This is a genomic window from Pseudarthrobacter defluvii, assembly GCF_030816725.1.
GTDB classification, from domain to species: Bacteria; Actinomycetota; Actinomycetes; order Actinomycetales; family Micrococcaceae; genus Arthrobacter; species Arthrobacter defluvii_A.
Map to the genome: position 1 here is coordinate 3,598,025 of NZ_JAUSYG010000001.1, position 14,097 is coordinate 3,612,121.

Annotated in this window: 6 protein-coding genes and 2 tRNA genes; 6 read left to right on the forward strand and 2 right to left on the reverse strand. The window is 67.7% G+C overall.

Annotated elements, in window-relative coordinates; genetic code table 11:
* The first annotated feature begins 45 nt into the window (after nucleotides 1-45).
* A tRNA-Ser gene (locus tag QF031_RS16720) sits at nucleotides 46-133 on the forward strand.
* 438 nt (nucleotides 134-571) lie between these two features.
* Entirely contained in the window at nucleotides 572-5,113 is a 4,542-nt protein-coding gene (locus QF031_RS16725) for an ExeM/NucH family extracellular endonuclease (protein ID WP_307430678.1), read from the forward strand.
* A 73-nt stretch (nucleotides 5,114-5,186) separates the two neighbouring features.
* Here QF031_RS16725 and QF031_RS16730 read toward each other — a convergent pair whose 3' ends face one another.
* On the reverse strand, nucleotides 5,187-7,118 hold the full coding sequence (locus QF031_RS16730; protein WP_307430680.1) for an FAD/NAD(P)-binding protein: 1,932 nt from the start codon (nucleotides 7,116-7,118) through the stop codon (nucleotides 5,187-5,189).
* An 84-nt stretch (nucleotides 7,119-7,202) separates the two neighbouring features.
* Between QF031_RS16730 and QF031_RS16735 the strand changes: the two genes are divergently transcribed.
* The 4 genes from QF031_RS16735 to QF031_RS16750 all read left to right on the forward strand — a co-directional run bounded on the left by QF031_RS16735 (nucleotide 7,203) and on the right by QF031_RS16750 (nucleotide 11,915).
* Nucleotides 7,203-9,461: a prolyl oligopeptidase family serine peptidase gene (locus tag QF031_RS16735; RefSeq protein WP_307430683.1), complete on the forward strand. Its 2,259-nt coding sequence runs from the start codon at nucleotides 7,203-7,205 to the stop codon at nucleotides 9,459-9,461.
* Nucleotides 9,440-9,997: a GNAT family N-acetyltransferase gene (locus QF031_RS16740; protein ID WP_307430686.1), complete on the forward strand. Its 558-nt coding sequence runs from the start codon at nucleotides 9,440-9,442 to the stop codon at nucleotides 9,995-9,997. The genes QF031_RS16735 and QF031_RS16740 overlap by 22 nt, the downstream gene beginning before the upstream one ends.
* A 100-nt stretch (nucleotides 9,998-10,097) precedes the next feature.
* Nucleotides 10,098-10,186 (forward strand) — tRNA-Ser (locus QF031_RS16745).
* Nucleotides 10,187-10,433: 247 nt separating this feature from the next.
* A complete protein-coding gene (locus QF031_RS16750) occupies nucleotides 10,434-11,915 on the forward strand; it encodes an MFS transporter (protein WP_307430689.1) in 1,482 nt (493 codons plus the stop codon).
* Here QF031_RS16750 and QF031_RS16755 read toward each other — a convergent pair.
* The gene (locus QF031_RS16755; protein ID WP_307430692.1) at nucleotides 11,839-14,043 is read right to left on the reverse strand and encodes a RecQ family ATP-dependent DNA helicase; all 2,205 of its coding nucleotides are present in this window, start codon (nucleotides 14,041-14,043) and stop codon (nucleotides 11,839-11,841) included. The genes QF031_RS16750 and QF031_RS16755 overlap by 77 nt on opposite strands.
* Nucleotides 14,044-14,097: the final 54 nt, after the last annotated feature.

Here is a 14,097-nt window from a genome sequence, read left to right on the forward strand (position 1 = left end):
GCCTGTTTTGTTGCAGGCAAGTGCCTATGAAACACTACTAGCTGAGGAAGGTTGTCCGAGCGGCCGAAGGAGCTGGTCTTGAAAACCAGTGTGCGGTAACCCCGTACCAAGAGTTCGAATCTCTTACCTTCCGCAGTGGAAACCCCTGGCAGCCGGCAACGGCCGCCAGGGGTTCTTTGCTTTAACACCGTGGCCTGGGTGGCGACGTCCGCGTTTTGCCGCCACGTAAATTCTTTGGATTAACCCGCCGCCGGAACCCCTCCGCGAAGCTACCCGCGGGTATCGTTTGTGATTGCCGGCACACCTGCGTGTTTGCCGGCATCATCACTCCCGCCAACAGCACCTCCGGTCCGGCGCTAGGGAAGCTCCGGGCCGCAGGGTGGGCCGCTCCGCTGGGGAACGTCCCGCCGAATGCATGCTCCAGCCACCTTGCGTTCATTCACTGCTGTTGTCATGAGCCGGACACCCACTTGACCAGGAGCAGGATCCGAACCCCACGTCCGACCGGCACAACCCCGGACGCACTCTCCCGGGCCACCCACCCGGGACACCTCAATGAAAGTAGGAGCGGATGCATCAAAAAACATGGAAGTTGACGCTGGGCACAGCGCTGTCCGTGGGGCTCATCGCCGCCCCGCTGGCAGCTGTCCCCGCGATTGCGGACAACACCGCCGCGGAGGTCTCAGCCGCGGCCGGCACCTCCCCCGTTGTAATCAACGAGGCCTACCTGAGTGGCGGCAGCAGCGGCGCCGCCTTCAAGAACAAATTCGTGGAGCTCTACAACAGCTCGGACGCGCCGGTCTCCCTTGAGGGTTGGTCCGTCCAGTACCGTTCAGCCACCGGCACGAGTGCGCCCTCCGGCGTTGCGCCGCTGTCCGGTACCATCCCGGCCAAGGGCTACTACCTGGTGCAGGGCAGCAGCAACGGAACCAACGGCGCCGATCTCCCCAGGCCTGACCTTGTCACCACCCTGAACCCGAGCGGCACCTCCGGCACCATCGTGCTCGCCAAGCAACCCACCGCCGTCGGGCTCCCCACCGGCTCCGTGGTGGAAACGGCGGGCGTGGCCGACCTCCTGGGCTACGGCGCCTCGAACACCTTTGAGACCCAGGCAGCTGCGGCACCTGCCGGAAACACCGATGTGAAGAGCCTCAACAGGGCCGCCGGGGCGGACAGCAACAGCAACGCCGCTGATTTCACGCTCCTTGGCGCCATCACGCCAACACCTGCGGGCGGCACAGCTCCGGCTCCCGACCCCACCCCCTCGCCCTCGCCGGATCCCGTGTCCAGGACCATCGCGGAGATCCAGGGCACCGGGACGGAAAGCCCGCTGGCCGGAGCCACCGTCACCACCAAGGGCAAAGTCACGGCAGCCTTTCCCACGGGCGGCCTCAACGGCTACTACCTCCAGACCCCCGGCACGGGCGGTGACCTGACGGCCACCAACCATGCAGCATCCGACGGCATCTTTGTCTACTCCGCCGCCACGGTGGGTTCGGTGCAGGCAGGCGATTACGTCCAGGTGACCGGCAGCGTGGCCGAGTACTACGGAATGACCCAGCTCAACGTGGCGGCGGCATCGGGCCTTACAAAGCTCAACGACGCCGCACCCGAGGTCAAGCCCACCATCTTCACCCTTCCCGCCACGGAAACCTTCCGCGAGTCGCTGGAAGGCATGCTGCTGGCACCCCAGGGCCCCATGACGGTGAGCGACAACTACAGCCTGAACCAGTACGGCGAGATTGGCCTGGCGGGCGGAACCACCCCGCTGGTCCAGCCCACAGCTGTGGCACCTTTCGGCTCCGCCGAGTACACCGCCGTGGTTGCGGACAACGCTGCCCGCGGCATTAAGCTCGACGACGGGTCCAGCACCAACTTCCTGAAGGACGCCGCCACCAAGGCCGAGGTCCTGCCGTACCTGACCACCACGGACCCCGTCCGCGTGGGTTCGCCGGTGGACTTCACCACCAACGTGGTGCTGGGTTACGCCAACAACTCCTGGAAGCTCCAGCCGCTGACCCACCTGACCGAGGCCAACAAGGCAACGGTCCAGCCGGCCGCCTTCGGGGCCACCCGGACGGATGCCCCGGCCGCCGTTGGCGGCAACGTCAAGATCGCCTCGTTCAACGTCCTGAACTACTTCCCCACCACCGGTGACATGCTCTCCGGCTGCACGTTCTACGAGGACCGCGCCGGCAACCCGATCACCGTCCGTGGCGGCTGTGACGCCCGCGGTGCCGCCAACGCGGAGAACTTCAAACGCCAGCAGGACAAGATCGTCTCTGCCATCGCCAAGTCCGGCGCCGACGTGGTGACCCTGATGGAGGTTGAAAACTCCGCGCAGTTCGGCAAGGACCGGGACGACGCCCTGGCCAAGCTCGTGGAGGCACTCAATGTCCCCACCCCCGGCATCTGGGACTACGTGCGGACACCCGCCAACGCTCCCCCGCTGGCCGACGAGGACATGATCCGCACCGCGTTCATCTACCAAAAAGCCGTTGCCGAACCCGTAGGTGAGTCCATCATCCATAACGACACCGTTGCCTTCGCCAGCGCCCGCAAACCGCTGGCCCAGGTGTTCAAGCCGGTGGGCGGCGGCGCCGGCACGGAATTCATTGCCATCGCCAACCACTTCAAGTCCAAGGGCTCGGCAGCAACCCCGGACGATACGGACAAGGGCCAGGGCGCCTCAAACCTCGCCCGCACGGCCCAGGCAAAGTCCCTGCTGGACTTCGCCAACTCCCTGCAGGCGTCCAAGGGCACCGACAAGGTGTTCCTGATCGGTGACTTCAACTCCTATGGCAAGGAAGACCCCATCAACGTCCTCACAGGCGCGGGGTATGTCAACCAGGACGACAAGGCGCGCAACCCCGACGGCTCAGCCAAGCACTCCTACCTTTTCGGCGGCCTGGTGGGGTCGCTGGACCACATCCTCGCTTCCCCGGCCGCCAACGGTGTGGTCACGGGTGCGGACATCTGGAACATCAACTCGGTGGAATCCGTGGCGCTGGAGTACAGCCGCTACAACAGCAACGTCACCAACTACTACGCACCGGACCAGTTCCGCGCCAGCGACCATGATCCTGTGGTGGTGGGCCTGGACCTGGCGCCCACACCTGCCACTGTTGACCTGAACCTCCTGAACATCAACGATTTCCACGGCAGGATCGACACCAATACAGTCCAGGTCGCGGGCACCATCGAGAAGTTGCGCGCCGCAGCCGCTCCGGGGGCCACGGCGTTCCTGTCCGCGGGCGACAACATCGGCGCCTCCCTGTTCGCCTCGGCGGTTGCCAGGGACCAGCCCACCATCGATGTGCTGAACGCTTTGGAACTGAGGGCATCCGCCGTGGGCAACCACGAGTTCGACGGCGGCTGGGCGGACCTGCGCGACCGCGTCATCGCCGGCGGCACGAATGCGAAGTTCCCCTACCTGGGCGCCAACGTCTACAAGAAGGGCACCACCGAGCCGGCACTTCCGGAGTACACCGTGCTGGACCTGAACGGGATCAAGGTTGCCGTGATCGGCACCGTCACCCAGGAGGTCCCGTCCCTGGTGACGCCGGCAGGCATTGCCGATCTCGACTTCGGCGACCCCGTGGAGGCCATCAACCGGGTGGCCGCCATGATCACAGCGGACAAGCTTGCCGACGTGATCATTGTCGAGGATCACGACGGCGCCGGCTCCGGTGTGGTGGAAGGCGCCACTTTGGAGCAGGAAGTGGCAGCCGGCGGGCCTTTTGCAAAGCTGGTCACCGAAACGTCCCCTGAGGTGGATGCCATCTTCACCGGCCACACCCATAAGGAATACGCCTGGGACGCACCCGTTCCCGGCATGGTGGGCAAGACCCGGCCCATCGTGCAGACCGGCAACTACGGCGAGAACGTGGGCCAGATCCAGCTGACCGTTGATACCGCCAGCAAGCAGGTGACCGCGTACAAGGCGGGGAACGTCAAGCGCAGCACGGATCCGGCCGCTGACCTGGTTGCCGCCTACCCGCGCGTTGCCGCCGTCGACGCCATCGTCAAAAAAGCCATGGCGGACGCCGCCGTGGTTGGCAACCAGCCCATCGGCTCGGTCACCAAGGACATCACCACGGCATTCACCACCGACGCAACCGGAACCGCCAAGCGCGATGACCGCGGCAGCGAATCCACCCTGGGCAACCTGGTGGCGGACTCCCTGCTTGATTCGCTGAAGTCAGCCGAGCTCGGCGGTGCGGAGATCGGCGTCGTCAACGCCGGGGGCCTGCGCAACGAGCTGTACTACGCGCCGGACGGCACCATTACCTACGCCGAGGCGAATGCGGTGCTGCCGTTCGTGAACAACCTGTGGACCACGTCCCTGACGGGTGCGCAGTTCAAGATGCTGCTGGAGCAGCAGTGGCAGACCAACCCGGACGGCACGGTCCCCAGCCGCGCCTACCTGCAGCTGGGCCTGTCAAAGAACGTCAACTACACCTATGACGCCGCCCGCGCTGCAGGTGACCGCATCACCTCGGTGCGGGTCAATGGTGAACTGCTGGACCCGGCCAAGACCTACCGGGTGGGCACGTTCAGCTTCCTGGCAACCGGCGGCGACAACTTCCGGGTCTTCACCGAAGGCACCAATACCCGGGATTCCGGGCTGGTGGACCGGGATGCCTGGATCGGTTTCCTCCAGAAGAGCAGCCCGGTGTCCCCTGACTTCGCGCGGCGTTCGGTGGCTGTCACCAACACCACCGCCGCTGAGGTCAAGCCGGGCGAGCCCGTCACCCTGACGGTGTCCAAGCTGGACCTGACGTCGCTGGGCAGCCCGGTGAACACGGCCCTGCTGGCCTCGTTCACCGATGCGGCCGGAACAGTGACGCCACTGGGAACTGTCCCCGTAGCCTCGGGCGCGGCTTCGGTGGACCTGGCGGTCCCTGCCGGCGCTTCCGAGGGCACGGGCACGCTGGTGCTCACCGCCGTCGAATCCGGCACGGTGGTGCGGGTTGCCGTACTGGTGGGCGCGGACACCCCGGCGCAGCCCGTCTGTGTCCCGCCGGTCAAGCCAACCCGGCCCGCCGACGTTAAGGGCCAGGCGAACTACGGCCAGGCCATGGCCGCCTACCGGGCCTGCCTGCGGGGCTAAAACCCCCGATGCGCCATCACTTTTGGTTCCTATTCCGCCGGTTTAGCGACCAAAAGTGATGGCGCATCGCCATTTAAGCCTGGTTGAGGATGGCGGCTGCGATCTCGTTGGCGTCGCGGAGCGTGCGCTGGCCGCTGCGGTACGCGGGGGTGTCAGCCTGGACTGCCTCGGCGGCGATGGCGGTGCCCCACTGGGCGGAGGACAGCTGCAGCCCCAGCACATACAGGTTTTCCGTCACGGATCCGTTCGCGGCAACCGGGCGGTATGGGTGGGGCTCTACATCCAGGCCGGTGGACTCGACGGGAGCACCCTCGGGGGTCATCATGAGTTTGGGGCGCACCAGCCCGTCGGACAGCAGCTGCGCCAGCACGGGTGAGTCATTGGCTGAGACCCGGTTGCCGGGGGCCAGTGCCTCCACCATGGTCCGGGCGGTCACCGGCGGCCCCACAACCCAGGGCGAAGCCGCGGTGAATGCCGCTGCTTTCCGGTCCACCCGGAACTTGGGGTCCGGCCCGACAAAGCTGACCACCCCGGCCCGTGCCAGTGCGGCGAGCTGTTCGGCCCGCAGTGCGGGCGGCCCGCTGGCCAAGCCCTCCACAAAGGATTCGAACCAGCCACGCAGTCCGGCGACCCATGACTCATCGGTGATGCCGCCGTCGGCCACTGCCGTCTTGAGCACTGCACGTCCGTGGTGCAGCGCTGCGATGGCCATCTTCACCGGATCGTCCTCACCCAAAGCGGAGCGGCGTGCGTCGTCGAGCAGGAACTCCACCACTGCAGCGTCGTGCTCGGCGCGGGAGGCGAATGAGCGGCCGGCCAGGGGAGCCGCAAGTCCGGGCAGGTCCAGGCGGTGCCGGGGACCAACGTGGATGGCCAGGACACTCTCCACGTTGTCTTCCCATTTGACGGCGCTGTGCGCGTGCGGCTGCAGGGCTTCCTCCAGCGCTGCCAGGAACGCCGGTGCGTCGGGCACCGCCCCTGGCTGCGAGCGCACCAGGGTTGAGTAGTAGGCCCAGAGGGCGTCGCGGTGCAGCAACGGCCAGAGGTCGTGGTCGAACGACGGGCGGATTCCGGCCTTCGCCAGCCGCTCGAGGGCGGCCTCCGTGAGGTAGCGCAGCGTGACGGACGAGGCGTAATAGCCGGTGAGGGCGGCCTTTGCCCGGTAAGGCGTCCCGCGCCGGGACGCTGCGATGATCAGGGGTTCCTGGCCGGACGGTTCGTACTCGAGCCCGCTGCCCGTGGACACGAACTTCCCGCCGCGGCCCTCGGTGAGCTGGCCCATGGTGTCGAAAAAGTTCAGGCCCATCCCGCGCACCAGGACAGGCTCCCCCGCAGGAACCCGGGACCATTCAACATCAGCGGGCACGGCAGGAGGGAAGTACTGCAACCCCAACTGCGTGGCTGAAACCTGCAGCTCACGCTGTTCCGGGTTGAGTCGCGACGGAATGTGCCCCAGCGCCAGCACCACGGAATTGGCGCGGATGTCCACTCCGCTGGCCAGGCCGACGTCGTACCTTCCGTCCCCCACGGGGCGTACCGACAGGGCGGACGTTTCGTGGAATTGGACCGTAACGCCGTCGGGCGCTTTACCCAGCAGCTCCTCGAGGGTGCTGCGCAGGTACCGTCCGTAGAGGGCACGGCTGGGGAAGTCAGTGGACTCGAGCACCGCCAGCTCCGCCGTTTCCTCCGCGGTGAGCTCCGGCAACGGGTCCCGGCGCTGGTTCACCCGCCACTGGTCGAACGTGGTGCCGGCAACCGGTGCGGGCAGCGACGGATCCTGGGGAATCAGGGTGGGATAGAAGGACTGGGTGTTCATGAGGAACAACCGGGACTGGCCTGGCTGCCAGACACGGCCGGGGCCTGCGGGGTAGGGGTCCACCACGTCGATGTGCAGCCGCACTGGCCCGACGGCGGCCGCTGCGTGGGCGAGCATCCGCTCCAGCACGCTGGTGCCGCGGGGGCCGCCGCCGATGATGACGGCCCGGTTGCTCTGCGATAATTCCACGCAATCCAGCGTACGGGCTGAACGCGGGGCCCGCGTCCGCCGTGTGACTTGCCAGCCTTGGGCGATGTTGTTTGGATGGGGCGCATGACCACCACAGCAGCTGATCAAGTGTCCGTTCCCGGTCCCGGCCGGGACACTTCCGGCAACAACCCGCGGGAAACTGCACCGGAACCCGTCGACGAGAACGTGTGGCTGGAGGACATCTACGGCGAGGAGCAGCTGGCCTGGGTCAAGGAGCAGAACTCCCGCACCGAGGACCTGCTGGAGGACGACGGCTACGCCGAACTGGAAGCGGGCATCCTGGAGGTCCTGGACTCCAACGACAGGATCGCCATGGTGAGCAAGCGCGGCGACTGGTACTACAACTTCTGGAAGGACAGCCAAAACCCCAGGGGCCTCTGGCGGCGCACCACCTGGGAAAGCTACTGCACCGATTCCCCGGAATGGGACGTCCTGCTGGATGTTGATGAGCTGTCCCGCGCCGAAGGAGTGGAATGGGTCTTCCACGGCGCGGCGTTCCTGCGCCCCGCTGCCGGGGAGCCCTACCGGCTGGCGCTGCTGGCCCTCTCCCCCGACGGCGGCGACGCAAACCGCTACCGGGAGTACGACGTCGAGGCACGCGGCTTTGTTGATCCGGCCGCCGGCGGCTTTGATTTGCCGACGGCGAAGGGCAACGTCTTCTGGCTGGATGCCGGCACGCTGCTGGTGGCCTCCACCGCGGAGGGGCTGCCCAAGACGGCGTCCTCGTACGCCCGCACGGCGGTGACCCTCAAGCGCGGGGAACCGCTGGCAACAGCTCCGCGCCTTTTCGAGGTGCCGGAAGACCACATGATGGCCGTGGCGGCGCACGACTCCACGCCCGGCTTTGAGCGGACTTTCGCCGTCGACTACATCGATTTCTTCAACCGCGCCAACTTTGTGCTGCGGGACGAAGCCTGGGTGCAGATTGACGTCCCCACCGACGTCAACGTCAGTGCACACCGGGAATGGCTGCTCTTCCGCCCGCAGCAGGATTGGGTGCTGGATGGGGTCACCTATCGGGCCGGATCGCTGCTCGCGGCCAATTTCGAGGACTACCTCGCCGGCACCCGGCAGCCCATCATCCTGTTCACGCCGGATGGCCATACCTCGCTGCAGTCCTGGAGCTGGACCCGCAACTTCCTGCTGCTCAACCTGCTCAAGGACGTTTCCTCCGAGATCCGGGTGCTGGACCCCTCCCGGGGCAGCGGCAGCGCGGACGGTGGCTGGGCGGCCACTCCCCTGGATGCCTGCCCGCCGCTGCACGACGTCAACGCGTACGCGGTGGACGACGAGGACGAGGCGCCGGCCGACGGCGGGGCAGGGGACGACTTCTGGCTCGTCGCCACCGGCTTCACCACCCCCACCACGCTGATGCGGGGCACGCTGGAGCGGGGCGTGACGGAGGACGGCGACGCCGGGACGTCCGGCGTGGTGAGCCGGCACGCAACGGTCAAGACCTCGCCGTCGTTCTTTGCGGACGGGGACTATGAGGTGGAGCAGCACTTCGCCGTGTCCGACGACGGCACCCGGGTCCCGTATTTCCAGGTGGCTCCGCGGGGTCTGGCTTTGGACGGGGAGAACCCCACCCAGTTGTCCGGCTACGGCGGGTTTGAGGTTTCCCGGACGCCGGCGTACAGCGGCACCGTGGGCCGGGCGTGGCTGGAGCGGCGGACTACTTTGTCGGATGGCAGTGACGGCAAGGCTCCGCACACGCGCGGAGGCGTGTATGTGGTGGCGAACATCCGAGGCGGGGGCGAATACGGTCCGGGCTGGCACCGCGCCGCGCTGAAGGAAAACCGGCACCGCGCCTATGAGGACTTCGCAGCGGTGGCACGCGACCTCATCTCGCGCGGCGTCACCTCACCCCGGCGGCTGGGCTGCGTGGGCGGCTCCAACGGCGGCCTGCTGGTGGGGAACATGCTCACCCGCTACCCGGAGCTGTTCCGGGCTGTCTCCTGCGGGGTACCCCTGCTGGACATGCGCCGCTACACCAGGCTCTCCGCCGGGCATTCGTGGATTGCCGAGTACGGGGACCCGGACGTTCCCGAACAGTGGGAGTACATCAGGACGTTCTCGCCCTACCACCTGCTCAAGGATGCCGTGGAGTACCCGGAGACGTTCATCTGGACGGCAACCTCGGACGACCGCGTGGGCCCGGTCCAGGCACGCAAGATGGCGGCCCGGATGCTGGCCATGGGCATCCCCAACGTCTGGTTCCACGAGGCACTGGAAGGCGGGCACGCCGGCGCATCCGACAACCGGCAGGCCGCCGCCCTGCAGGCCCGCAGCCAGCACTTCCTGTGGAAGGCGCTGGCAGGCTGAACGCCCTGGATTCTGGTCTGACGGTCCGGAGAGCCGGCCCCGGGGACATCGAGCAGCTGGCCCTGGTCCACGTCCGCTGCTGGCAGGAGACCTACCGGGGCATGCTGTCCGATGCCTTCCTGGCTGCCGTGGATCCGGCGGACCGGCTGCGGTTGTGGCGTCACCTGCTGGACCGCCCGGAGCCCGCGGAGGCGTGGGTGGCGTGCGACGGCGGGACGGTGGTCGGGTTCGCCGGCGCGCGCCGCCTGCCCGCGCCCGGTTCCCCGGAAGGGCACCCGCCGCCGTCGTCCGGAGACCTGGAACTGTGGGGGCTGTACCTGCTCGCGTCGCACCAGGGCCTCGGCCTGAGCGGCCGCCTGGTGGAAGCGGCCATCGGTACCAGCGCGGCGAGCCTGTGGGTGGCCGCCGGCAACAGCCGGGCCATCGGCTTCTACCGGCGTTTCGGCTTTGAACCCGACGGGGCCGAGGACGTCCTGGCCGGCTGGGAGGATCTGCCCGAGATCCGCATGGTCCGCCAGGAGCAGCGTTTTCCATAGGGCGGGCGTGGCTGCAGCGCCGGGCCCGGGGCACGGGCGGGAACCGTTTTGCACTGCATGCCCGGATCTGCGTATCCTTGGTGGGCTAGGAATAGCAATTGGAGACGTGCCAGAGCGGCCGAATGGACTTCACTGCTAATGAAGGGTCGGGGTTAAACTCGACCGGGGGTTCAAATCCCCCCGTCTCCGCGTTTGGCCCCGGTCCCAGGACCGGGGCCTTTTGCGTTTCCGGGAGTACCTGCACTACGGCCCCTGCAGCCTGGGCTCCCGTCAGTCATGGGCTGCTTCGCAGATCCGGGCGTTCAAGCTTCGAAAACGCGAACAACCTTAGGACGCTCCGGGGCATGCGCGTGGCTGGGCAATCAACATCGGAAAACGCTGTCCAATACACGGACGTGAAGGGCGAAAGCGGTGGCGGCGGTGGCAGGATTAGCCCATGGCGGCACGCAGCAACCCACACCAGCCGGACGGAACCCGTTCAGGATGGAATCCTCGCCTGGCGCTCCTGGTGGCGGCGACCTTCTTTATGGAATTCCTTGACGGGACAGTCCTCACCACCGCGATCCCCAGCATCGCGGCGGACTTCGCCATTCCCGCCGCCGACATCAACATCACCATGACTGCCTACCTGCTGACGGTGGCCGTCGGCATCCCCATCAGCGGCTGGCTGGCTGAACGGTTCGGCGCCAGGCGGATCTTCTGTTCTGCCATCGCCGTGTTCACCCTTGCTTCGCTGGCCTGCGCGCTCAGCCAGGACCTTGCCACGCTGACCCTGAGCCGGGTTGCCCAGGGCGCCGGCGGGGCCATGATGGTTCCGGTGGGAACCTTGGTGGTCCTGCGCGGCACACCGAAGTCGGAACTGCTGCGGGCCACCGCATTCCTGGTGTGGCCCGGGCTCCTGGCGCCGGTCCTTGCGCCGCTGGTGGGCGGGGCACTCACCACCTACTTGTCGTGGCACTGGATCTTCCTGGTCAACCTTCCGCTGGGCGTTGCCGCCTTCCTCGCCGCCCTGCGGCTGGTTCCGGTGGCGCCGGGCGATCCCGGACGGCGGCTGGACTGGCCCGGGATGGTGCTTACCACGGTCGGAGTGGGGGCGCTGGTGGCCGGCCTGGAGCTCGCCAGCAGCCACCCCGAGCTGCCCTGGGCCGGAATCAGCGCCGCGGCTGGTGCCGCAGCACTTGCTGGCGCAGTACTCTGGATGCGCCGCGCCGCCCATCCGCTGTTCAACCTGCAAGTCTTCCGCACCCGGACATTCCGCGCCATGGCCACCGGCGGATTCGTCTACCGGGTCACCATCAGTTCCGTCCCGTTCCTGCTGCCACTGATGTTCCAGACCGGGTTCGGCTGGTCGCCGCTGCAGGCCGGGGCCATGGTGGCGGCGGTGTTCGTCGGCAACATCGGAATCAAACCGGCCACCACGCCGCTCATCCGGAAGTTCGGCTTCAAGGCAATGCTGGTGTTCGCCTCCCTGGCATCAGCCGTCACCTTCGCCCTCTGTGCCTTCCTGACGCCCGCGACCCCTGAAGCGTTGATCGTCGTGCTGCTGGTGTGCAGCGGCGCCTTCCGCTCCATCGGCTTCTCCGCCTACGCCTCGGTGCAGTACGCGGACATCCCGGCGGCGCAACTGACCTCCGCCAACACGGTTTCCGCCACGCTGGTACAGCTTGGCACGGGTTCCGGCATCGCGATTGCGGCCCTGCTGATCAGGACTTTCCACGGGCCGGCCCTGGTCCCCCAGGATCCCGCCGCGCCCTTCCGTGGCGCGTTCCTGGCCATGGCCGTCCTGATGCTCGCCAGCACCGCAGACAGCCTGCTGCTGTCCCGGCATGCCGGGGCAGCAGTCAGCCGGCCTGAGCCAGAACCAGGGGCAGCACCGCTCCCGCCCCGGCCTGCCGAAGGGCACGCCCCGCAACGGTGACGGTCCACCGGCTGTCCGCAAGGTCATCGATCAGCATCACGCTCTGGCCTTGGACCGGCTGCAGGGCAGCCTGGAGCTCCGGCCCCACCACCAGCCGGTCCCATACCCCCGCCAGCCGGTAGGCGCTGTTGCCTCCGCGGCCGCCGGTAGGGCCGCCGTGCGCCAGCTGCAGCTCGCCGAGGTAGGGGATGCGCCCGATCTCGGAGATGCCCCGGGCCAGTGACCCCACCAACTGCGGCTTGCTGCGGGACGGAACACCAACGATGGCGGCCGGCCTGCCCGCACCGCTCCATCCCGGGTTCCGGCCATCGCCGGTTCCCCATTCGCGCAGGACCTGCACACATGCCTGCAGCATCGCCGGGTCCACCGGCCGGTCCCCGGCGCCGGCAGCAAACAGCTCCCGCAGCGCACCGCCCCACCCCAGATCGGTCAACCGGGCCAGGACGCGCCCCTCCGAGAGTCCTTCGCCCGGCTTGAGTTTGCCTTTCACCGGCACCCCCAACCGGTCCATGCCGCTGGGCCACTGAAGCCGCGGTTCCAGGACGCCTCCTGCCCGGCTCAGCGTCTGGCCGGCCGCTGCCGTGGCATCCGCCGCCACATCCGCGGGGAACCACCGGCCGGCACAGTTGTCGCACCGGCCGCAGGGACGGGCTGTTTCGTCGTCCAGGACCGAGGTGATGTATTCCATCCGGCAGCCCGCGGTGTCCTGGTAGATCACCATGGAGTCCTGCTCGTCCACGCGTGCTTCGGCAATGCGGCGGTAGCGTTCCGCGTCGTAAACCCACGGCTGGCCGGTGGAGCGCCAGCCCCCGCCGACCCGCTCCACGGCGCCGTCCACTGACAGGACCTTGAGCAGCAGCTCCAGCGGCGTGCGGCGAAGGTCCACCCGGGCTTCCAGCGCCACCGTTGACAGGGCTGAACCGGCTTCGGCCAGCGCCGTCAGCACGGCGGCCGCCTTTTCCTCGGAGGGCATGGACGCGGTGGCGAAGTACTGCCAGATTTCCCGGTCCTCGGCCCCGGGCAGCAGCAGGACGTCGGCGTTGGCGGCACCACGGCCTGCACGGCCCACCTGCTGGTAGTACGCCACTGGCGATGACGGCGCACCCAGGTGCACCACGAAACCTAGATCGGGCTTGTCGAAGCCCATCCCCAGGGCGGACGTGGCCACCAGCGCCTTGACCTGGTTGTCCTTCAGCAGCTGCTCTGCCCGCTCCCGGTCCGCCGGATCGGTGCGCCCCGTGTAGGCGAGCACATTGTGTCCTGCTTCGGACAGCAGCCGGGCGGTATCCTCCGCCGCGGAAACGGTCAGCGTGTAGATGATGCCGCTGCCGGGGAGGTCTGCCAGGTGGGTCAGCAACCATCCCAGGCGCGCTTTGGAATCCGGCAGCGCCAGGACTCCCAGGCGCAGCGAGTCACGGCCCAGGGAACCGCGGATGGTCAGGACCCCCGCGCCGAGCTGTTCTTCGATATCGTGCACCACCCGCGAGTTGGCCGTGGCGGTGGTGGCCAGGACCGGAACGGAGTCCGGGAGCCGGGTGATGAGGTCGGCGATGCGGCGGTAGTCGGGGCGGAAGTCGTGGCCCCAGTCTGAAATGCAGTGTGCTTCGTCGATGACCAGCAGCCCGGTCCGGCGGAGGAGTTCGGGCAGCTGGGTCTCCCGGAAGGCAGGATTGGTCAGCCGTTCCGGGGAGACCAGGAGGACATCCACCTCATCGGCGGCCAATTGCTCACGGACGGTGTCCCACTCCAGCTGGTTGGCAGAGTTGATGGCCACGGCACGTACCCCGGCCCGGGCGGCGGCAGCCACCTGGTCACGCATCAGGGCGAGCAGCGGCGAGACGATCAGGGTGGGTCCGGCTCCGCGGCGCCGCAGCAGCAGGGATGCGACGAAGTACACGGCGGACTTGCCCCAGCCGGTGCGCTGGACCACCAGGGCCCGCCGCCCGCCGTCGACCAATGCGTCAATGGCTTCAAACTGGCCGTCGTGGAAGACGGCGCCCTGGTTGCCCACCAGCCCGCGGAGAACCTCAAGCGCCTCGTGGTGGGTGGAGGTTCCCGGCGCGTCCGGACCTGATGTATCTGCAACTGCGGTAACGGAAACTGTGGAAGCGTACTGGTTATCGGCCATTGATTCAGTATCCCAGCACCCTCCGACACCCCGCGCCGCACCAGGGCCGGTATG